This is a genomic window from Pseudonocardia sp. NPDC046786 (assembly GCF_040645415.1).
In the GTDB taxonomy this organism is placed as follows: Bacteria; Actinomycetota; Actinomycetes; order Mycobacteriales; family Pseudonocardiaceae; genus Pseudonocardia; species Pseudonocardia kongjuensis.
In genome coordinates this window covers 79965-101291 of record NZ_JBEYYF010000019.1, presented here as the reverse complement: position 1 = coordinate 101291, position 21327 = coordinate 79965, and the positions used below count along the sequence as shown (strand labels likewise).

The window sequence follows — 21327 nt, the reverse complement described above, 5'->3', positions numbered from 1 at the left end:
TGGAGGAGGTTCACGACGCACTTCCGTTTCCGGTGGCCGGGACCACCCCGACCAGGTCACCGTGCCCGGCACCGAGCGTGGGCCGCACGTGCGATCCGGGCGAGCAGGTCGGCAGCCAGACCACGCCGTCCGGGGCGTCGGCGAGCGCGACCGGCAGCGTGATCGTGCCCCGGTCGGTCCGGACGGCGGCGTCCTCGCCCTCGATCAGTCCGAGCCGCTCGGCGGTGGCCGCGTTCAGCTTCACGTAGGGCCGTCGTGCGGTCCCGGCCAGCGCCGGCTCGTCGATCGACAGCGACGCGTCGTCGACCAGCTGACGGGAGGTGGCGAGGACGGCCTGGCCGTAGCCGGGCCGCTTCGCCTCGCCCGCCGCGACCGCGGGGGCGAGCGTCCCGGCCCGGCGGGTGCCCAGCCGGGCCAGCTCGCCGGCCGCGGCGGCCGGGGTCTGGGTGAACAGGTCGGTGTCCATCTCGACGCCGAGGGTGTCCAGCACCCGGCAGTCGGGGAGCACGCCGGTCGCGTCCAGGGCGACGCCGAACGGGCGGTGCCTGCCCTCCCAGTTGACGTAGGTCCCGGAGCGCTGGGCGTCCGGCGCGACCGGGAGCACCACGTCGGCCAGCTCGGTGACCGCCGAGGTGTGCATCTCCAGGCTGACCAGGAAGCCGACCTCGCGCAGCGCGGTGATCGCGGTCTGCGGGTCGGCCATGTCCTGCGGGTCGACCCCGCCGACAACCAGGGCGGCGAGCTCGCCGGCCGCGGCGGCGGCCAGGATCGCGTCGCCGTCACGGCCCGGCTCGGCGGGCAGCGGGCCGGAGCCCCACAGCCGCTCCAGCTCGGCGCGGGCGGCCGCGTCGGTCACCGGACGGCCGCCGGGCAGCAGGGTCGGCACCGCGCCGGCCTCCAGCGCCCCGCGGTCACCGGCCCGGCGCGGCAGCCAGCCGATCGAGGCGCCGGTGCGGGCGGCGAGCGCGGACACCGCGGAGTACAGCCCGGGCGACTCGGCGGCCCGGTCGCCGACCAGGATCACCGCGCCCGGCTGCTCCAGGGCGGCGGTGACGTCGGCACCCGGCTCGGCGACGACGGCGGCCTCGGCGCCCGGCACCGCGTGCAGCACGGTGGCGCCGGTCTTCTCGGCGCCGGTGCTGGTGAACGGCGCGACCTGGAAGTGCCGCAGCCCCTTCTTCCGCCACGCCTTGCGCAGCCGGAGGAAGACGATGCCCGACTCTTCCTCGGGATCGGTGCCGACGGTGAGCACCGCGGGCGCGTTCTCGATCTTCTCGAAGGTCACCGCGGCCTCGCCCGGGACGCCGTCGGGTGCGGTCCCGACGACGTGCGCGGCGAGGAACTCCAGCTCCTCGTCCGAGTGCGGCCGGGAGCGGAAGTCGATGTCGTTGGTGCGGGCGGCGAGGCGGGCGAACTTCGCGTAGGCGTAGGCGTCCTCGACGGTCAGCCGGCCGCCGGTCAGCACGCCGATCCCGGCGCCGTCGCGGGCGGCGGTCAGGCCCTCCGCGGCGATCTGCAGCGCCTCGGTCCAGGAGGTCTCCGCCAGCTCACCGTCGGCGCGGCGGACCAGCGGCCGGGTGATCCGGCCCGCGCTGCCCAGGTAGCGGAAGGCGAACCGGCCCTTGTCGCAGAGCCACTCCTCGTTCACCTCGGGATCGTTGCCGGCCAGGCGGCGCAGCACGGTGCCGCGGCGGGAGTCGGTCCGCATGTCGCAGCCCGAGCTGCAGTGCTCGCAGGTGCCCGGGGTGGAGCGCAGGTCGAACGGCCGCGACCGGAACCGGTACGCGGCGCTGGTCAGGGCGCCGACCGGGCAGATCTGGATGGTGTTGCCGGAGAAGTAGGACTGGAACGGTTGGTCCTCGGCGATCCCGATCTGCTGGTTCGCGCCGCGCTCCAGCAGGTCGATGAACGGGTCGCCGGCGATCTCCTCGGAGAACCGGGTGCAGCGCTGGCAGAGCACGCAGCGCTCGCGGTCGAGCAGCACCTGCGAGCTGATCGGCAGCGGCTTCGGGAAGGTCCGCTTCCGCTCGACGAACCGGGAGTCGGCCCGGCCGTGCGCCATCGCCTGGTTCTGCAGCGGGCACTCGCCGCCCTTGTCGCAGATCGGGCAGTCCAGCGGGTGGTTGATGAGCAGCAGCTCCATCACACCCTGCTGCGCCTTGTCGGCCCGCTCGGAGGTGTTCTGGGTCTTGACCACCATCCCGTCCGCGACGGTCATGGTGCAGCTGGCCTGCGGCTTCGGCATCGGCCGGCCGCCCATCTCGACCTCGACCAGGCACTGGCGGCAGGCGCCTGCCGGGTCGAGCAGCGGATGGTCGCAGAACCGCGGGATCACGATGCCGATCCGCTCGCAGGTCCGGATCAGCAGCTCGCCCTTGGGGGCGTCGACGACCTGGCCGTCGATGGTGAGCCGGACGTGCCCGTCGGGAACCGGGGTGTCGGTCGACTTCTCGGGGGAGAGGGTCATGCGTGGGCTCCGGTGAGTTCTGTTCCGTCGGTCCGTTCCGCGAGCTCCACGTCCGCGAGCTGCTCGGGCCTCTCGACGTCGGGCTGCGACGCGATCAGGTCCAGGAACTCCTGCCGGAAGTACTGGATCGCGCTGGTGATCGGGCTCGTCGCCCCGTCACCCAGCGCGCAGAACGAGCGGCCGAGGATGTTGTCGCAGACGTCGACCATCATGTCGATGTCGGCCGTCGTCCCCTCGCCGCGCACCATCCGCTGCAACACCTGCACCAGCCAGTAGGTGCCCTCCCGGCAGGGGGTGCACTTGCCGCAGCTCTCGTGGGAGTAGAACTCGGTCCACTTCATGACCGCCCACGGCACCGAGACGGTCTCGTTGAAGACCTGCACCGCGGTCGTGCCGAGCATCGACCCGGCCTCGGCCGCACCCTCGAAGTCCAGCGGGACGTCCAGGTGCTCGGCCGTCAGCAGCGGGGTCGACGAGCCGCCCGGCGTCCAGAACTTCAGCGGGACGCCGTCCTTCATGCCGCCCGCCAGCTCCAGCAGCCCGCGCAGCGTGATGCCGAGCGGCGCCTCGTACTGGCCGGGGCGCTCGACGTGCCCGGAGATCGAGTAGATCTTCGGGCCGGGCGACTTCTCCCGGCCCATCGAGCGGAACCAGTCGGCGCCGCCGGCCACGATCGCCGGGACCGAGGCGATGGTCTCGACGTTGTTGACGACCGTCGGGCTGGCGTAGAGCCCGGACGTCGCCGGGAACGGCGGCTTGAGCCGCGGCTGGCCGCGCCGGCCCTCCAGCGAGTCCAGCAGTGCCGTCTCCTCGCCGCAGATGTAGGCGCCCGCCCCGGCGTGCACCACGATCTCCAGGTCGAAGCCGGAGCCGAGGATGTCGCGCCCGAGGTAGCCGGCATCCTTCGCCTCCCGGACGGCGGCGCGCAGCCGGCGGATGCAGTGCAGCGCCTCGCCGCGCACGTAGATCGCGCAGAAGTTCGCCCGGATCGCGTAGGAGGTGACGATGCAGCCCTCGATCAGCGCGTGCGGATCGGCCATCATCGTCGGGATGTCCTTGCAGGTGCCCGGCTCGCCCTCGTCGGCGTTGATCACCAGGTACTTGGGCTTCGCGCCGGGACCCTTGCCGCTGCCGTCGTCCTGCGGGATGAAGCCCCACTTCATCCCGGTCGGGAACCCGGCACCGCCGCGGCCGCGCAGGCCGGAGTCCTTCACCAGCTGGATCAGCTGGTCCGGGTGCGCGGCGAACGCGGTGCGCAGCGAGGAGTAGCCCTCCAGCCGGGTGTAGGTGTCGATCGACCAGGAGCGCGGGGACAGCCAGCGCCGGGTCAGGACGGGGGTGATCGGATCGGGAGTGCTCATCACTTCTTCTCCGGTAGCGCGGGCATCGCGGGCGGCTCGTCCGGCATCGCCGGGGCGGTCCAGCCGTTCTCCTCGGCGAGCCGCACCCCGCGGACCGACTCGACCGCCGACGACGGGCCCTCGACCCGCGCGGTCGTGTCCACGGTGGACGCCTCGTCGGTGAAGCCGGCCAGCTCCAGCTCGACCGTGCGCAGGTCGGTCAGCGGGGCGCCGCGGGTCGGCTGCGGCCGCTCGCCGCGGCGCAGCGCGTCGACCAGCTCGACGGCGGAGTCGACCGTCTGGTTGTCGAAGTACTCGTAGTTGACCTGCAGCACCGGCGCGAGATCGCAGGCCGCCAGGCACTCGGCGTGCTCCAGGGTGATCGACCCCGGGCTGCCCGGCTCGCCGGCCGTCTCCTCGTGCCGCAGCGGCCGGTCCGCGGACCCGAGGTGGGTGCGCAGCCGGTCGTAGATGTCGTCGCCACCGAGCGCCGCGCACAGCGTGTTGGTGCACACGCTGACCAGGTGCTCGCCGCACGGGCTGCGCTTGTACATCGTGTAGAAGGTCGCCACCGCGGAGACCTCGGCGGTGGTCAGGTCCAGCGCCTCGGCGCAGTACCGGATGCCGTCGGTGCTGACGTAGCCCTCCACCGACTGCACCAGGTGCAGCAGCGGGAGCAGCGCGGAGCGGGACTGCGGGTACAGGGAGATGATCTCCTTGGTCCGCTGCCGGGTGAGTTCGTCGAAGACCGGCGAGACCGGCGACGGCTCGGCCGGGGCCGGGAAGTGCCGCTCGGTCGGGGTGACCGGCGCGGGCGAGTTCGTCTCCGGGTTGCCCTCCGGGAGCGTCATCGGTCGCAACCTCCCATCACGGGATCGATCGAGGCGACGGCCGCGATCACGTCGGCGACCTGGCCGCCCTCGCTCATCGCGGGCATCATCTGCAGGTTCACGAAGCTGGGATCCCGCAGGTGCACGCGGACCGGGCGGGTGCCGCCGTCGGACACCAGGTGCGCGGCGAGCTCGCCGCGCGGCGACTCGACCGCCGCGTACGCCTGGCCGGGCGGCACGTGGAAGCCCTCGGTGACCAGCTTGAAGTGGTGGATCAGCGACTCCATCGACTGACCCATGATCTTGCGGACGTGCTCGAGGGTGTTCCCCATGCCGTCGCTGCCGATCGAGAGCTGGGCCGGCCAGGCGACCTTCGGGTCGTCCACCATGACCCGCCCCGGCCCGATCTCCGCGAGATGCACCAGCGCCTGCCCCATGATCTTGAGCGACTCGTGGATCTCGGCGATCCGCAGCCGGTACCGGGCGTAGCAGTCGGCCTCGGTCGCCGTCGGCACCTCGAAGTCGTACTGGTCGTACACCGAGTACGGCATGTGCTTGCGCAGGTCCCAGGCCAGGCCGGCGGACCGCAGGATCGGGCCGGACGCGCCGAGCGCCAGGCAGCCGTCGACCGGCAGGTAGCCGACGCCCTCCAGGCGCTGGCGCCAGATCGGCTGGCCGGTGAGCAGCTTGTCGTAGTCGGGCAGCCGGGAGTTCATCACCTTCAGGAAGTCGGTGATCTTCTCCTGGTAGTCCGCCGGCAGGTCCTGGGCGAGCCCGCCCGGGCGGATGAACGCGTGGTTCATCCGCAGCCCGGTCAGGTGCTCCAGCAGGTGCAGCACCTCCTCGCGCTCACGGAAGCCCGAGGTCATGCCGGTCAGCGCACCCAGCTCCATGCCGCCGGTGGCGAGCGCGACCAGGTGCGAGCCGATCCGGTTCAGCTCCATGAGCAGCACCCGGATGTGCTCGGCCCGGTCCGGGACGGTGACGCCGAGCAGCTTCTCCACGGCCATGCAGTACGCGGCCTCGTTGAACAGCGGCGACAGGTAGTCCGCGCGGGTCACGAACGTGACCCCCTGGGTCCACGTCCGGTACTCGCAGTTCTTCTCGATGCCGGTGTGCAGGTAGCCGATGACGGCGCGGCCCTGGGTGACGGTCTCGCCCTCGAGCTCCAGGACCAGGCGCAGCACACCGTGCGTGGACGGGTGCTGCGGACCCATGTTGATGACGATGCGGTCGTCGTGCTCCGCATCCATCAGGGTGTCCCAGTCGCCGCCGGTGACCGTGTAGACGGTGCCCTCGGTGGTCGGGCGGCCCGGCGCGGCGTACGGGTCCTGCTTCGGTGTGGTGGAGCGGTCGTCAGTGCTGGTCACGGATTCGTCCTCCGCTCGTCCGGTCGCTGCCGGGATCGGCCGGTCACGAGTAGGCCCGCCGCTCGTCCGGGGGCGGGATCTCCGCGCCCTTGTACTCGACCGGGATGCCGCCGAGCGGGTAGCTCTTGCGCTGCGGATGGCCGTCCCAGTCGTCGGGCATGAGGATCCGGGTGAGCGCGGGATGGCCGTCGAAGACGACGCCGAACATGTCCCAGGTCTCGCGCTCGTGCCAGTCCGCGGTCGGGTAGACGTCCACCACGCTGTCCACGTGCGGCTGCTCCAGGTCGAGCGCGACCTCCAGCCGGACCCGGCGCCGGTAGGTCATCGAGAGCAGGTGGTAGACGACGTGCAGCGGCCGGTCGACCGGGCTGCCGTCCGGCGCGGAGTAGTCCACACCGGACACCCCGGAGCAGAACTCGAAGCGCAGCCCGGGGTCGTCGCGCAGGGTGCGGGCGACCGCGTTCAGCCGGGCCGGGACGATGTAGAGGGTCAGCTCGTCGCGGTCGACGGTGACCTGCTCGATCGAGTCCCGCGGGATGCCCCGCTCGTCGAGGGCGGCCCCCAGCTCGTCGGCGAACTCGTCGAACCAGCCGCCGAACGGGCGCTCCGCCGGAGCCGGCGCGTGGCCGGGCAGCCGCAGGCCGCCGTAGCCGGAGGTGTCGCCGGTGCCGCGGACGCCGAACATGCCCGACCGGGTGCGGGTCTCGGAGATGGCGGCGGCCGGGCGGGTGCCGGCGAGCGCGTCGCCGCCGCCGGCGGCCTGCTGCTGCTCCAGCTCGGCGCCGCTCTCCTGGGCCGACGAGTGCGGTCCGCCGGTGGGCTCGGCGCCGACGCCCGCAGCCTCCGGCTCGGGGGCCTCGTCCTTGGACGTGCCGGTCGGCTCGGTCACCTGTCCTCACCCCCGGTGAGCTGCTGCTGCCGCGCGGCCTCGGCGAGCGAGGGCAGACCGCCGTCGCTCACCTTGGGCTGCGCACCCGGCTCCAGGTAGTTCGGGACGTCCGGGGTGTGGGTGTTCTTCAGCGCGTCGAGGCCCTTGTGCTTCGGCGCGAACTTGATCGACGACGGGACCATCGGCGTGCGGTAGCCGGACTCGGCCAGCTCCGCGGCCCGCTTCGGGCCGAGCGGCTCGTCGGAGATCTTGGCGTGGATCTTCAGGATCGCGTCCATCAGCATCTCCGGCCGCGGCGGGCAGCCGGGCAGGTACATGTCGACCGGCACCACGTGGTCGACGCCCTGGACGATCGCGTAGTTGTTGAACATGCCGCCGGAGCTGGCGCACACGCCCATCGCCAGCACCCAGCGCGGCTCGGGCATCTGGTCGTAGATCTGGCGCAGGACCGGGGCCATCTTGTTGCTCACCCGGCCCGCGACGATCATCAGGTCGGCCTGCCGCGGCGAGGCCCGGAAGACCTCCATGCCGAAGCGGGCGAGGTCGTAGCGCGGGGCACCGGTCGTCATCATCTCGATCGCGCAGCAGGCCAGGCCGAACGTGGCGGGCCAGAGCGACGACTTCCGGGTCCAGTTGACCAGCTTCTCGACGCTGGTCAGCAGGACACCGCTGGGCAGGTTCTCCTCGAGTCCCATTTCGGCTCCGTCAGCTCCACTCGAGTCCGCCGCGCCGCCATTCGTAGGCGTACGCGAAGGCGATGGTGGCGATGTAGAGCGTGATGGCCACGAACCCGAAGACACCGACCGCATCCGCGATGACGGCGTAGGGGTACATGAACACCAGCTCGATGTCGAACAGGATGAACAGCATCGCGGTGAGGTAGTAGGCGACCGGGATCCGTCCACCACCGACGATCGGCTGCGGCGAGGGCTCGATGCCGCACTCGTAGGAGTCGAGCTTGGCCCGGTTGTACCGGCGCGGTCCGATGAGCGGTGCGGAGGCGACCGAGAACAGCGCGAAACCGGCTGCCAACGCGAACAGCAGGACGAGCGGGAGATAGGGATCGAGCATCCGTACACCTTCGTAGTCGCGCGGCCACCGCCGTTGGTAGTGGTGATCCACAAGCCGGTCGCCGGAGACCCTATGTCCGTCGCCGTGTGACGAACGACCCAGGCGAGCCTTACCTGGGGCGGCCGACGCGCCGGTCACGGCGCACGTCCACCCAGGTCGGGCCCCTCCGATCGGCCTGTCGGCCACCACGCTTGTGAAAAACTTCACGAACGTGCGGACGAGTGTAGGGCGTGCTCCCGGAATCCGTCTCGGTGGATTGCGCGACGAATGAGGAAATGTTGCAGCGCAACGAGGAAGGACCGGCCGGGCCGGAAACGATCAGACCGGTCTGACGGCCCGGTGCAGCGCGACGGCGCCGACCGTGAGGTTCCGCCAGGCGACCCGCTCCCAGCCGGCGTCGGCGATCCGCCGGGCCAGCGCGGGCTGGTCCGGCCAGTCCCGGATCGACTCGGCGAGATAGAGGTAGGCGTCCGGGTTCGACGACAGCGTCCGGGCCACCGCGGGCAGCACGTGCCCGAGCACGGCGCCCTGGTACAGCGCGCGGAACGGGGCCCAGGTCAGGGTGGAGAACTCGCAGACGACCAGCCGACCGCCGGGCCGGGTGACCCGGGCCAGCTCGCGCAGGCCGGCCACCGGGTCTGCGACGTTGCGCAGGCCGAACGAGATGGTGACCGCATCGAACGCGCCGTCGGCGAACGGCAGGTGCATGGCGTCGGCGGCGGCCTTCGGCACGTCCCGGTGGGCGCCGGCGCGCAGCATGCCCAGCGAGAAGTCGGCGGCCACGCACCAGGCGCCGTCCTTCGCGAGCTCCACCGTGGACACCGCGGTGCCCGCGGCGAGATCGAGGACCCGCTCCCCCGGCTGCGGGGCCAGCGCGCGCCGGGTCTGGATCCGCCAGTAGCGGTCCATCCCACCGGACAGCGCGGTGTTGGTCAGGTCGTAGCGCCGGGCGACGCCGTCGAACATGCGGGCGACGTCGTGCGGGTTCCGGTCGAGCTCGGCGCGGGACACACCACGAGGTTACGCAGTGCCCGGCTCAGCGGCCGAACTGCTCGGCCAGCACCGCGCGCAGCCCGGCCAGGTACTCGGCGCGGACCCTGGCCGCGGCCGGCGCCCACTCCTCGCGCGGGATGCTCACCCCGGTGGCGGGCCCGGTGAACGCGCCCATGCCGTGCAGCGCGATCCAGCGGTGGTCGTAATCGTGCGGCGCGGTGCGGTCCCAGGCGACGCCCCGGACCGCGGCCCGCCGGACCCGCGCCGGATCGGCGAACGCCCAGCGGTTCACCGGCTCGCCGTAGCGGTCCCGCAGCACCGCCAGCGCGGACGCGGCCGTGGGGTCGGTGCAGCGGACCGCGTCGAACCGGGCCCTGACCTGCGCGGCGTAGAACCAGGCCGCGGCGTCGGCCATCGCGTCCTCGGCGACCAGGCTCGCCGAGAGGGCGAACAGCACCGGCGGCATCATCCGCTGCGGAGCGGCCAGCACCTCGGTGCGGGCGGCCGCGCGGACGGCGGGTCCGGCGTGCAGCAGGCGGCCGGTCAGGGCCACCGCGGCCGAGGTGTCCACCGTGCGGAGCTCGCCCTGCGGTTCGACGACGATCGTGCGGCCCAGACGTGTCATGTCCATCAGGTTGACGCGGGAGGCGGGGGGTGCGGGTCCGCACGACTACGGAGTCCGTGTGGGGTGGGGCCGGTGCTGGTGGGGTCCGATGCGCGGTTCGGGGTGAGGGCGCGCGGCTCGCGGCTCGCGGGGCGAGGGGTGGTGCGAGACCCACCGCCCAGGGAACGGGGCCGGCGCGCGGGCACCCGGGCTCCTCGCACCCCCAGCACCACCGCGCACCCACTCGATCCGGTGCGGCGGCCGAACCAGGGTGCGCCCACCGAACCGGGGTGCGGCGACCGAATCGGGATGCGGCGGCGCACGCGGTGCGGGAAGGATCGTTCAGGCCACCAGCCGGTCGGGGGCCTCGCGCAGCACCTGGGCGTAGTGCGCGAGCAGCTCGTCCCCCACCGCCGACCAGGTGCGGCGCAGCACCGACTGCCGGGCGGCCACCCCGAACGCCCGGTTGCGGTCCGGGTCGCAGAGCGCCCGCACGGCGGCCACGAGCTCGCGGTCGGCGGCGTCGGTGGCCGGATCGCCGGGCTCGCCGACCGGCTCCGGCCGGGGCGCCACCAGGTACCCGGTGCGTCCGGGGAGCACCAGGTCGCGCGGCCCGCCGGCGTCCGGCGCGACCACCGGGACCCCGGATGCGAGCGCCTCCTGGACGGCCTGGCAGAACGTCTCGGACTGGCCGGTGTGCACGAAGACGTCGAGGCTGGCGTAGATCTCGGCGAGCTCGTCGCCGCCGCGGTGCCCGAGGAACGCCGCCGCGGGCAGCCGCTCGCGCAGGCCGTCGGCGCTCGGCCCGTCGCCGACGACGACCAGCCGCGTGCCGGGCAGGTCGCCGAGCACGGCGAGCCGGTCGACCTGCTTCTCCGGGGCGAGCCTGCCGACGAAGCCGACCAGCCGCTCGCCGCCCGGTGCCAGCTCGGCCCGCCGGGCGGCGCTGCGCCGGGACGGGGTGAACCGGCGGGTGTCGACGCCGCGCGCCCACTGGTGCACCCGCGGCACCCCGCGCTGGCGCAGCGCTCCGGTCGCCCAGCTGGACGGCGCGAGCGTCCGGTCGGCCTGCGAGTGCAGCCGGCAGGTCCAGCGCCAGGCCGCGCGGGCGGTCAGGCCGAGTCCGTAGGACGACGCGAAACCGGCCACGTCGGTCTGGTAGACGGCGACGGTCGGGATGCCGAGCCGTCGGGCGGCGGCCAGCCCGCGGGCACCGACGACGAACGGCGCGGCCAGGTGCACGACGTCCGGCCGGAACGCCCGCAGCGCGGTCAGCACCCGGCGGCTCGGCACGCCGACCGGCATCGAGTTGACCACCGGCAGCCCGACCGCCGGGACCCGGACGACCGGCACCCCGTCGTGCTCGGCGGGCTCTCCGGTCCCCGGGGCGATCACCAGCACGTCGTGCCCGTGGGAGCGCAGGTGCTCGCACACCCGCAGCACCGAGTTGGTGACACCGTTGACCACCGGCAGGAAGCATTCGGAGACGATCGCGATGCGCACGACCCGACAGTGGTCGCGGTGCAACGCCGGGCCGGGTCCGTGGCGTGATCGTCCGCCGAACGCCGCGCGAACATCGGGTACGGCGCACGCGAGTTGGCGTTCCCGGCGTGCACGCGTCATCTCGCGGTCGCGACCGGGTCATCCCCCGCCCGGACACTCGGGTGGCATGACGGCCGTCCCGCACACCTCCCGACCCGCCCGACCGGTCGATCCGGCACTGCTGTCCCGCGCGCTGGAGACCGCGGGCCGGCTGGCGAACGACGCCGCCGAGGTGATCACCGCGACGCTCGGCCAGGAGCACGGCCGCAGCGTCAAGGCCAACCCGTTCGACTGGGTCACCGACACCGACCGGACCCTGGAGCGGCACACCCGCCGGGTGCTGGCCGCGGACTTCCCGGGCTGCCCGGTCGTCGGCGAGGAGTACGGCACCGGCGACGACAGCCGCGCCGACGCCGACGCCGACGCCGCGCCGCTGCGCTGGGTGGTGGACCCGATCGACGGCACCGCGAACTACGTCGCCGGGCTCCCCTGGTGCGCCTACAGCCTGGCGCTGGTCGACGACGACGGGCCGGTCGTCGGGGTCGTCGCCGATCCGGGCCGCGGCCAGATCTACGCCGCCGCCCGCGGCCGCGGGTTCCGGGCGAACGGGGCGCCGGTGCCCGCGCCGCGGACCACCGGGCCCGCCGGGGCGCTGGTCTGCGCCGAGGACCCGGAGCCCGGGTTCCTCCGGCGCTGCCGGTCGGCGCACGCCGGGGTGCGGGTGCTCGGGTCGGCCGCACTCGCGATCACCCAGGTCGCGCTGGGGCACGCGGTCGCGGCGACCCTGGAGCGCTACCACGAGTGGGACGTGGCCGGGGCGCTCTGCCTGGCCACCGAGGCCGGGGCGCTGGTGCTCGGCCGGGACGGCCGGGCCGCGGCGATGCCCGAGGGCGGGATGCTCGTCGTCGCACCGCACGCGGCCGCCGAGGTCGCCGCGCTGTGGCGGGGCTGACCGGGGCCCGGCCCCGCCGGTCGGGTCGGTCCCGCCGGTCGCGCCGGTCGGGTCAGTCCTGCCGGTCGCGCCGGTCGCGGCGCCGCCGCAGCACCACGTACGCCGGGCCGACGACCACCCAGACCGCCGCGATCCCACCGGCGATCGGCAGGATCCCGTCCACCGCGGACCGGCCGGCGACCCGCACCCGGGTCGGCTCCGTCGTGTCGTACTCGACGTAGATGTTCTCGCCGGGGGTCAGCCCGGCCGGGTACGAGATCCCCGATCCGGGGGTCTGCAGGCGCCCCTGGTCGTCGACGAACCGGACGACGGTGCGCCAGTAGTCCGATCCCTCCAGGACGGTCGCCGCCGTCGTGCCGCGGTTCGCGTCGATCTGCGCATCGTTCAGGAACGCCCCGCCCAGCGCGATCACGGCCAGCAGCGTCAGCGTGGCGCCGACCCCGGCGACGATCTCCGGAACGCGGTAGCGCACCCGGCTCAGGAGGCGGCCCGCCGCGGCCCGGGTCTCGGTCAGCACGTCGCCCGTCGGACTGGTCACGATCGGCGAGTCTAGGAAGCGCCGGCCACCCGGGTGTGGCCGGGACCTCGCCCCGGGACGCCACGCCGGTACGGCGCGTTGCCTACTCTCGGATTGTGACTGTCGCACCGGCCACCACCGCGTTGCGCGTCCGCACCCGCCCGCTCCGGCTGGACGGACCGCTCCTGGACACCCTCCCCGGCGACGCCGACCCGCTGAGCTGGGTCCGTGGCGACACCGGGGGTGACGAGGGCATCGTCGGCTGGGGCGAGGTCGCCCGGTTCACCGGTTCCGGCCCCGACCGGTTCGCCGAGGCCGACCGGTGGTGGCGCTCGGTGCTGGACGGTCTGGACGGCCACAGCGACGACGTCCGGCTGCCCGGAACCGGTGCGGTCGCGTTCGCGTCCTTCACCTTCGACGACGACGCCCCCGGCTCGGTCCTGGTGGTGCCGCGGGTGGTCGTCGGGCGGCGCGGGTCCCGGGCGTGGATCACCGAGATCACCCCGGCGGACGCGCCGTTCGCGCAGGCGACGATCCGGCCGCCTGCCCCGGTGCGCCCCGGCGGGCGGCTGCGCTACGCCGACGGCGACGTGCCCGCGCACCGCTACCGGGTCGCCGTCGCCGAGGCGGTGCAGCGGATGCGCGCCGGGGAGCTGGCGAAGGCGGTGCTCGCGCACGACCTGCTGGCGCACGCCGACGCGCCGCTCGATCCGCGGTTCCTGCTGCACGGGCTCGCCCGGCGCTACCCGACCTGCTGGAGCTTCGCCGTCGACGGCCTGGTGGGTGCCACCCCGGAGCTGCTGCTGCGGCTCGACGGGCAGACCGTCGAGTCCCGGGTGCTGGCCGGGACGATGTGGCCCTCCGGTTCCGGCGCCGACGTCGGCACCGCGCTGTACGGCTCGGCGAAGGACCGCCGCGAGCACGCCTACGCCGTCGACTCGCTGGCCGCGTCGCTGCGCCCGCTGGTCGCCGAGCTGGCCGTGCCGGACACCCCGGCCGTGCTGACCCTGCCGAACGTGTCGCACCTGGCCAGCGACGTGCGCGCCCGGCTCGACCCGGACCGGCCCGCGTCGCTGCTCACGCTGACCGGCGCGGTGCACCCGACCGCCGCCGTGGGCGGCACCCCGACCCCGGACGCGACCGCGCTGATCAGCGAGATCGAGGGGCTCGACCGCGGCCGCTACGCGGGCCCGGTCGGCTACGTCGACGCCGACGGCGGCGGCGAGATGGGCATCGCGCTGCGCTGCGCGGAGCTGCAGGGCCGCACCGCGCGGCTGTTCGCCGGGTGCGGGATCGTCGCCGACTCCGACCCGGACGCCGAGGTGCGCGAGGCCGCCGCGAAGATGCGGGCGGTGCGCGACGCGCTGGAGGGCTGAGCGCCGCCCTCAGGCGACCGCCGCGCCGACCGACTCGTGCAGCGCGGCGTGCGCGTCCCGCAGCCCGCTGCGGGAGGCCGCGACCCGCACCAGCCGCCGCCCGGACCCGGTCCGGGCCGCCAGCTCCGCCGGGTCGCCGGACCAGTCCACGGCCGTCCAGCCCAGCGCGCGGGCCAGGCCGAGCAGATCGGCGCCGGTGGGGGTGCCGAACACCCTCTCGAACGCGCTCGCGTGCTCCGGCCCGCCCTGCTCCAGCAGGTGGAAGATGCCGCCGCCGTCGTCGTCGAGCACCACCACGGTCAGGTCCGGGACCGGCTCGGAGCGGCCCACCACCAGACCGGTGGTGTCGTGCAGCAGCGTCAGGTCACCGAGCAGCAGCGCCGTCGGGCCGTCGTGCGCCAGAGCGGCACCGACGGCCGTCGAGACGGTGCCGTCGATCCCGGCCACCCCACGGTTGGACCGGACGACCAGGCCGTCCCGGGGCGCCGCGGCGAGCGCGACGTCGCGTACCGGGTTCGACGAGCCGAGCACCAGCTGCGCGCCGTCCGGCTGGGCGGCGACCAGGTCCCTGGCCAGCCGCAGGCCGGGCGCGCCAGCGGCGAGCTCGCCGTCCAGGGCGGCGTCGAGGGCCTTCGACGCGGCCCGGTCGGCGGCGCCCCAGGCGTAGGCGAAGTCGTCCGGCGGGGCGAGCGCGGGCAGCGCGCCGACGGCCCGGACGGTGCCCGGCACGTCGGTCCAGGTGTCGCCGTCCGGACCGGGATCGGCGTACACCGCGACGTCCGGGTCCGCGAGCAGCTGGGCGACCGCCCGGTGCAGGGTCGGCCTGCCGAGCACCACCACCTGGGACGGGCGCAGCTCCGGCCGGTCGAGCAGCCACGGCGCCGCGCGCAGCGCGTGCCGCCACCACGGCGACGACGGCTCCGCGGCGAGCGGGGCCCCGCCGAGCAGCCCGGGATCGGCGGCCGGACCGCCGGATCCGGCGATCACCAGGGTGCGGGCGGCCGGGTTCAGCGGCAGCGGCGGCAGCGTGCGGACCGGCCGGGGTGCCGCCGTCCAGGCGGTGCCGCCCGAGCGCCCGGCCGGGATCCACGGCCCGAGCAGGCCCGCCCCGTCCGGCTCCGGGTCATCGTCGGGATCGGGGACGAGCGGCTCGGCGTAGGGCAGGTCCAGCTGGACCGGGCCGGGCGTACCGGAACCGCCGCCGGTAGCCGCGGCCAGTGCCCGGGCCACCCCGGACCGCCAGCGGCGCACCTCGGCCTCGGACACCCCGGCCACCCCGGTCCCGCCGGCGGGCACCGCGAGCGAGCCGGACCAGCGGACCGCGGTCCCGAAGATCCCGGCCTGGGCGATCGTCTGGCTGGCCCCGGTGCCGACCAGCTCGGGCGGGCGGTCAGCGGTCAGCGCGAGCAGCGGCACCCCGGCGTGCGCGGCCTCCAGCACCGCGGGGTGCAGGTTCGCGACCGCCGTCCCCGACGTCACGACGACCGGGACCGGGCGGCCGGACGCCACGGCCAGGCCGAGCGCGAGGAATCCTGCGGTGCGCTCGTCGATCCGCACGTGCAGCCGGAGCAGCCCGAGCTCGTCCGCGCGGGCCAGCGCGAACGCCGGCGGCGCGTTGCGGGACCCGGGGCAGAGCACCGCGTCGGTGACGCCGGAGCGCACCAGCTCGTCGACGATCACCCTGGCCTGGGCGGTGGAGCCGTTCACCGTCCCGACCCTAGGCCGGTCGCCGCGGTTCCCGCCGCGACGCCGGTCACGGCCCGGGCCGCCCGGGCTGCGCGGCCGCCGGCGCGCGGTCGGCGCCCGGCAGCGGGAGGTACTCGTGGTCGGCCATGTGCCCCAGTCTGACGGTCGCCGGGCACCCGGTGTGGCCCGGCCACGTCGGGCACCGACCACGGATGTGGTCACAACCGGTGAAAACGTCACCCTCTCGCCCTATCGTGACGCAACCGACCGAGGTAACCAGTCTCACGATGGGGAGAGACCGTGTCCGACACACAACCCGGCCAGACCGCGGCCGACCGGCCGCATACGCCGATCGTGCGGGTCGTCGCCGCGAGCATGCTGGGCACGACGGTCGAGTGGTACGACTACTTCCTCTACGGCGTCGCGGCGGCGCTGGTGTTCCCGATGGTGTTCTTCCCGGACAGCGAGGGCGCCGTCGGGATCCTGCTGTCGATGGGCACCTTCGCGGTCGGGTTCATCGCCCGCCCGCTCGGCGGGCTGGTGTTCGGCCACTACGGCGACAAGATCGGCCGCAAGAAGCTGCTGGTGCTGTCGCTGCTGATGATGGGCTTCGCGACGTTCGCGATCGGCCTGCTGCCCGGCTACGCCACGATCGGCATCCTGGCGCCGATCCTGCTGGTGCTGCTGCGGATCATCCAGGGCTTCGCGCTCGGCGGCGAGTGGGGCGGGGCGGTGCTCATCGTCTCCGAGCACGGCAGGCCCGAGCACCGCGGGTTCTGGGCGAGCTGGCCGCAGGCCGGCGCCCCGGCCGGGCAGCTGCTCGCCCAGGCGATGCTCGGCGTGATGGCGCTGGTGCAGTCAGAGGAGGCGTTCCTGTCCTGGGGCTGGCGGATCCCGTTCCTGCTGTCGGCGGTGCTGGTGCTGATCGGGCTCTACGTCCGGCTCGCCGTCGAGGAGTCCCCGGTGTTCCGGGAGGCGCAGGCGAAGGCCGCCGAGCGCAGCACCGCCGGGGAGAAGGAGACGATGCCGATCCTGGACGTGCTGCGCGAGTACCCGCGCGAGGTGCTCACCGCGATGGGCGCCCGCTTCGCGGAGAACGTCTCGTACTACATCTTCACCATCGTCATCGCGACCTACCTGCAGGAACGGTTCGACCTGCCGTCGTCGTTCGTGCTGGGCGCGGTGCTGATCGGCGCCGCCGTGCACCTGGTGACCATCCCGGTCTGGGGGGCGATCTCGGACCGGGTCGGCCGCAAGCCGGTGTACCTGTTCGGCGCGGTCGGCGTCGGCCTGTGGGCGTTCGTGTTCTTCTACCTGATCGACACCCAGAGCTTCGCGCTCACCGCGCTGGCGGTGACCGTCGGCCTGGTGCTGCACGGCGCCATGTACGGCCCGCAGGCGGCGTTCCTGTCCGAGCTGTTCGGCACCAAGGTGCGCTACTCCGGCATCTCGATCGGCTACCAGCTGGCCTCGGTGTTCGCCGGCGGGCTGGCCCCGCTGATCGCGGCGTCGCTGCTGGTCTCGACCGGCAGCGGATACGCGATCGCGGCCTACATCGCGGCCAGCTCGGTGGTGACGATCATCGCGGTCGCCGCCTACTCCGAGACCCGCACCCGGCGGCTCGACGGCGCCGAGCTGCAGCGCAGCTGAGCGGCCCGGCTCCCGGGGGCGTAGAACGGGTACCACCCGATCTCCGTCCGTCCCCCGGGAGCCGACCGATGCCACGCACCGACCTGACGATCGCTACGCCGGACGGCGACGCCCCGGCGTCGCTGCACACCCCCGACGGCGACGGGCCCTGGCCCGGCGTGATCCTCTACGTCGACGCGGGCGGGGTGCGCAGGGCCATGCACGACATGGCCGCGCACCTCGCGGCACTCGGTTTCGCGGTGCTGCTGCCCGACGTCTATCACCGGCACGGCGACTGGGCCCCCTTCGACATGTCGACGGTCTTCGCCGACGACGCCGAGCGGGAACGCCTGATGGGCATGGTCGGCTCGCTGGAGCCGCGGCTGGTCGCCGTCGACGCCGAGGCGTGGGTGACCGCGCTGCTCGACCAGCCCGAGGTGGCCGGCCCCCGGATCGGGGTCACCGGCTACTGCATGGGCGGGGTGATGAGCCTGCGCACCGCGGGCACCCAGCCGGAGCGGGTGGCCGCGGCGGCGTCGTTCCACGCCGGGAACGTCGCGACCGACGACCCGGCGAGCGTGCACCGGCTGGCCGACCGGATCCGGGCGACCGTGTACGTCGCGGGCGCCGAGAACGACCGCGGCTTCCCCGACGAGCAGCGCGCCCGGCTCGAGGCCGCACTGGGCGACGCCGGCGTCGAGCACACCGTCGAGATCTACCCGGCCGCGCACGGCTTCGCCGTCGCCGACACCCCCGCCCACGACGCGGCCGCCGAGCAGCGCCACTGGGAGGCCCTGCACCGCCTCCTCGCCGCGCACCTCTGACCGGCCGCGACCGGTGATCACGGATCACGCGCGGCGCCTGCGGGTAACGTTCCTCGGGAGATGACCGCCACCCTGCACGCCTCCGGCCTCGCCGCCGGGCACGGCGACCGTTCCCTGTTCTCCGGCCTCGACCTGGTCGTCGCCCCGGGCGACGTGATCGGCCTGGTCGGCGCGAACGGCGCCGGAAAGTCCACCCTGCTGTCGATCCTGGCCGGTTCCCGGGCGCCGGACGCCGGGACGCTGACGCTCGCCCCGCCGGACGCGACCGTCGGCCTGCTCGCCCAGGAGCCGGACCGGCGCCCCGGCGAGACGGTGGCCGGGTTCCTCGCCCGCCGCACCGGCGTCGCCGACGCCCGGTCCACGATGGACGCAGCGGCGGAGGCGCTCGGCGACGGCGCCCCCGGCGCCGACGACCGGTACGCGACCGCGCTGGACCGCTGGCTCGCGCTCGGCGGCGCCGACATGGAGGAGCGCTCCGGCGACGTGCTGCGCGAGGTCGGTCTGGCGATCGATCCGCAGGTACCGATGACCGGGCTGTCCGGCGGGCAGGCGGCCCGGGCGAACCTGGCCGCGCTGCTGCTGTCCCGCTACGACCTACTGCTGCTCGACGAGCCGACCAACGATCTCGACCTGGACGGCCTGGCCCGGCTGGAGGCGTTCGTCGGCGCGCTCGGCCGGCGCGGCGGGACCCCGACCGTGCTCGTCAGCCACGACCGGGAGTTCCTGTCCCGCACGGTGAACCGGATCGTCGAGCTGGACCGGGCGCAGCACCGGATCGGGATCTACGACGGCGGCTACGAGTCCTACCTGGCGGAACGGGAGACCGCCCGCCGGCACGCCCGCGAGTCCTACGAGCAGTACTCCGACAAGCTGTCGTCGCTGAAGGACCGCGCCGTGATGCAGCGGAACTGGATGGCCCAGGGCGTGCGCAACGCCCGGCGCAAAACGAAGGACCCGGACAAGAACGTGCGTGCGCTGCGCGCCGAGTCCAGCGAGAAGCAGGCCGCGAAGGCCCGGCAGACCGAGCGCGCGATCGAGCGCCTGGACGTGGTCGAGGAGCCGCGCAAGGAGTGGGAGCTGCGGATGACGATCGCGTCGGCGCCGCGCTCCGGCTCGGTCGTCGCCCGGCTGGACGGCGCCGTGCTGCGCCGCGGCGGGTTCGTGCTCGGCCCGGTGACCGCGCAGGTCGAGTGGGCCGACCGGGTGGTCGTCACCGGCGCGAACGGGGCCGGGAAGTCGACCCTGCTGGCCGCGCTGCTCGGGCGGCTGGAGCCGGGGTCCGGCTCGGCCGGGCTCGGCTCCGGGGTGCTGGTCGGGGAGATCGACCAGGCCCGCGGGGCGTTCCTCGGCGACGACGCCCTGCTGCGCGCGTTCGGCGAGCAGGTGCCGGACTGGGCGGAGTCGGAGGTGCGGACGCTGCTCGCGAAGTTCGCGCTGGGCGCCGAGGCGGTACTGCGGCCCGCGGCGTCGCTGTCACCCGGCGAGCGGACCCGCGCCGCACTCGCCCTGCTGCAGGCCCGCGGGGTGAACCTGCTGGTGCTCGACGAGCCGACCAACCATCTCGACCTGCCCGCGATCGAGCAGCTGGAGGAGGCGGTCGACGGGTTCGCCGGGACCCTCCTACTGGTCACCCACGACCGGCGGATGCTCGACACGGTGCGTGCCACCCGCCGCTGGGAGGTCCGCGACGGGGCCCTGCTGGAGTCCTGATCCGGGCAGGGCCCCGCCCGGCGGTGTCAGCTCTGGGCCGGGTCGTCGGCGTCGCCCTGGGCGACGATCGCGAAGCGCAGCTCCTGCTCGCCCGCGTCGGTCTGGACCGGCTGCACGTCGAGCACCTTGTCGTCGAGCATCTGGGCCGCGGCCGGCTCCAGGAAGACGGTGATGCCCTCGCCGCGGAGCACGGTGTCCTGCGCGTCGCCGTTCGGGGCCAGCGCCAGCTCCAGGCCCTGCTCCGGGTCCGGAGCGGTGATCCGGAGACCGCCCTCCTCGGGCAGCTCCGCGTCGGTGCTCAGGGTCTTGATGGCCTCGGCAGCGTTCTCGGTGATCGCCAACATCGTCCCCACCGTACGGATGCGGCCGGTCGCGTCCACCGCGGCACCCGGGCAGCGGCCCCGTTCGGGTCGCCGATGGGCCCGTGCGCTCGGGGAACATCGGATGTGCTCTACGTCACAAAGCACAGGCCGCGCCCCCGGACGACGGCGCACAGCACCTCGTCGGACCGGTCGTCGGCGGCGACCGGACGACCCGGCCGCCGGGACGCAGGCCAAGCTGGTGCTCGACGTCCTCGCCTGGTGGGCGGCCGCGCCGGCGCAGGCCCGCGCGGCCGCCCCCTACCCCGGGGCGTGAGAACTCAGCCGAAGGTGTCCGGGTCCGGCCCGATCCGGGTGCCGGTGTGCAGCTTCTCGATCGCCGCGATGTCGTCGTCGGACAGGGCGAAGTCGAAGATCTCGACGTTCTCCCGGATCCGGTCCGGGTTGTTCGACTTCGGGAACACGATGTTGCCGAGCTGGATGTGCCAGCGCAGCACGACCTGGGCGGCCGAGCGACCGTGCCGCTCGGCGAGCTCGGCCAGCTCCGGGGCCTCCAGCAGGCCCTTGCCCTGGCCGATCGGGCTCCACGCCTCGGTCGCGATGCGGTGCTGCTGGTGGTACTCGCGCAGCTCCCGCTGCACCAGCTGCGGATGGAACTCGATCTGGTTGACGGCCGGCACCGTCGAGGTCTCCGCGGCGAGCCGCTCCAGGTGCGGGATCTGGAAGTTCGAGACGCCGATCGAGCGGACCTTGCCGGCGTCCCGGGCGTCCTCGAGGCCCTGCCAGGTCTCGACGTAGCGGTTCTCGCCGGGCCGCGGCCAGTGGATCAGATACAGGTCGACGTGGTCCAGCCCGAGCCGGGCCAGGCTCTCGTCGAGCCGGCGGACGGCCTCGGCGCGGCCGTGCCCGTCGTTGTTCAGCTTGGTGGTGACGAACAGCTCGTCGCGCGGGATCCCGGAGTCGGCGATCGCCTGCCCGACCCCCTCCTCGTTGCCGTACATCTGGGCGGTGTCGATGTGCCGGTAGCCCACGTCCAGGGCCGCCTTCACCTTCTCCGCGGTGTGCCCGGCCTCGATCTGGAAGACACCGAAGCCCAGCTGCGGGATCTCGCGGCCGTCGTTCAGCTTGATGGTCGGAACAGACATGTGTCCGGGCTACCCGCACCACCGGCCGGCCATGCCCGCGAGTCGGACTGCTCTCAGCCGGG

The 21327-nt window shown here is 74.2% G+C and carries 19 protein-coding genes; 5 read left to right on the top strand and 14 right to left on the bottom strand.

What is annotated here, in order from left to right; genetic code table 11:
- Positions 1-10: 10 nt before the first annotated feature.
- The 10 genes from ABZ881_RS22115 to ABZ881_RS22070 all read right to left on the bottom strand — a co-directional run bounded on the left by ABZ881_RS22115 (position 11) and on the right by ABZ881_RS22070 (position 11067).
- Complete coding sequence (locus tag ABZ881_RS22115) at positions 11-2467, bottom strand: NADH-quinone oxidoreductase subunit G (RefSeq protein ID WP_358487257.1); 2457 nt, start codon at positions 2465-2467, stop codon at positions 11-13.
- Positions 2464-3828, bottom strand: a complete 1365-nt coding sequence (gene nuoF / locus ABZ881_RS22110) for an NADH-quinone oxidoreductase subunit NuoF (RefSeq protein ID WP_358487256.1) — start codon at positions 3826-3828, stop codon at positions 2464-2466. Before nuoF ends, ABZ881_RS22115 begins: the two co-directional genes overlap by 4 nt.
- Positions 3828-4658 carry an NADH-quinone oxidoreductase subunit NuoE gene (gene nuoE, locus ABZ881_RS22105; RefSeq protein ID WP_344027125.1) on the bottom strand — a complete coding sequence of 277 codons (831 nt, stop codon included), beginning with the start codon at positions 4656-4658 and terminating at the stop codon, positions 3828-3830. Before nuoE ends, nuoF begins: the two co-directional genes overlap by 1 nt.
- Positions 4655-6007 carry an NADH-quinone oxidoreductase subunit D gene (locus ABZ881_RS22100; protein ID WP_358487254.1) on the bottom strand — a complete coding sequence of 451 codons (1353 nt, stop codon included), beginning with the start codon at positions 6005-6007 and terminating at the stop codon, positions 4655-4657. The genes nuoE and ABZ881_RS22100 overlap by 4 nt, the downstream gene beginning before the upstream one ends.
- A gap of 43 nt (positions 6008-6050) precedes the next feature.
- Positions 6051-6782 (bottom strand): NADH-quinone oxidoreductase subunit C, encoded by a 732-nt coding sequence (locus tag ABZ881_RS22095; RefSeq protein WP_344027154.1) that lies wholly within the window; start codon positions 6780-6782, stop codon positions 6051-6053.
- Between the two features lie 110 nt (positions 6783-6892).
- Positions 6893-7591, bottom strand: a complete 699-nt coding sequence (locus ABZ881_RS22090) for an NADH-quinone oxidoreductase subunit B family protein (RefSeq protein WP_344027121.1) — start codon at positions 7589-7591, stop codon at positions 6893-6895.
- A 10-nt stretch (positions 7592-7601) separates the two neighbouring features.
- Entirely contained in the window at positions 7602-7967 is a 366-nt protein-coding gene (locus ABZ881_RS22085; RefSeq protein WP_085910676.1) for an NADH-quinone oxidoreductase subunit A, read from the bottom strand.
- 318 nt (positions 7968-8285) lie between these two features.
- Positions 8286-8978 carry a demethylmenaquinone methyltransferase gene (locus tag ABZ881_RS22080; protein ID WP_358487252.1) on the bottom strand — a complete coding sequence of 231 codons (693 nt, stop codon included), beginning with the start codon at positions 8976-8978 and terminating at the stop codon, positions 8286-8288.
- Positions 8979-9003: 25 nt separating this feature from the next.
- On the bottom strand, positions 9004-9585 hold the full coding sequence (locus ABZ881_RS22075; protein ID WP_358487249.1) for a hypothetical protein: 582 nt from the start codon (positions 9583-9585) through the stop codon (positions 9004-9006).
- A 321-nt stretch (positions 9586-9906) separates the two neighbouring features.
- Positions 9907-11067, bottom strand: coding sequence for a glycosyltransferase family 1 protein (locus ABZ881_RS22070; protein WP_358487247.1), 1161 nt, complete (start codon positions 11065-11067; stop codon positions 9907-9909).
- 166 nt (positions 11068-11233) lie between these two features.
- Between ABZ881_RS22070 and ABZ881_RS22065 the strand changes: the two genes are divergently transcribed.
- Complete coding sequence (locus ABZ881_RS22065) at positions 11234-12058, top strand: inositol monophosphatase (RefSeq protein ID WP_358487245.1); 825 nt, start codon at positions 11234-11236, stop codon at positions 12056-12058.
- 52 nt (positions 12059-12110) lie between these two features.
- Here the strand turns inward: ABZ881_RS22065 and ABZ881_RS22060 are convergent, their stop codons facing one another.
- Positions 12111-12596 carry a DUF3592 domain-containing protein gene (locus tag ABZ881_RS22060; RefSeq protein ID WP_344027111.1) on the bottom strand — a complete coding sequence of 162 codons (486 nt, stop codon included), beginning with the start codon at positions 12594-12596 and terminating at the stop codon, positions 12111-12113.
- Between the two features lie 95 nt (positions 12597-12691).
- Here ABZ881_RS22060 and ABZ881_RS22055 point away from each other — a divergent pair, with 95 nt between their 5' ends.
- Positions 12692-13951, top strand: coding sequence for an isochorismate synthase (locus tag ABZ881_RS22055; protein ID WP_358487243.1), 1260 nt, complete (start codon positions 12692-12694; stop codon positions 13949-13951).
- A gap of 9 nt (positions 13952-13960) precedes the next feature.
- Here ABZ881_RS22055 and menD read toward each other — a convergent pair whose 3' ends face one another.
- Positions 13961-15658, bottom strand: coding sequence for a 2-succinyl-5-enolpyruvyl-6-hydroxy-3-cyclohexene-1-carboxylic-acid synthase (gene menD, locus ABZ881_RS22050; RefSeq protein ID WP_358487241.1), 1698 nt, complete (start codon positions 15656-15658; stop codon positions 13961-13963).
- Positions 15659-16012: 354 nt separating this feature from the next.
- Between menD and ABZ881_RS22045 the strand changes: the two genes are divergently transcribed.
- The 3 genes from ABZ881_RS22045 (at position 16013) to ABZ881_RS22035 (ending at position 19800) form a co-directional block, all read left to right on the top strand.
- Positions 16013-17287, top strand: coding sequence for an MFS transporter (locus tag ABZ881_RS22045; protein ID WP_358487291.1), 1275 nt, complete (start codon positions 16013-16015; stop codon positions 17285-17287).
- 68 nt (positions 17288-17355) lie between these two features.
- Positions 17356-18090: a dienelactone hydrolase family protein gene (locus ABZ881_RS22040; protein WP_358487238.1), complete on the top strand. Its 735-nt coding sequence runs from the start codon at positions 17356-17358 to the stop codon at positions 18088-18090.
- Positions 18091-18150: 60 nt separating this feature from the next.
- Positions 18151-19800, top strand: coding sequence for an ABC-F family ATP-binding cassette domain-containing protein (locus tag ABZ881_RS22035; protein WP_358487235.1), 1650 nt, complete (start codon positions 18151-18153; stop codon positions 19798-19800).
- Between the two features lie 26 nt (positions 19801-19826).
- On the opposite strand, the gene ABZ881_RS22030 is transcribed toward ABZ881_RS22035, so the two are convergent.
- On the bottom strand, positions 19827-20144 hold the full coding sequence (locus ABZ881_RS22030; protein WP_358487232.1) for an adhesin: 318 nt from the start codon (positions 20142-20144) through the stop codon (positions 19827-19829).
- Positions 20145-20440: 296 nt separating this feature from the next.
- Positions 20441-21265: an aldo/keto reductase gene (locus ABZ881_RS22025; protein ID WP_358487229.1), complete on the bottom strand. Its 825-nt coding sequence runs from the start codon at positions 21263-21265 to the stop codon at positions 20441-20443.
- Between the last annotated feature and the right edge of the window lie 62 nt (positions 21266-21327).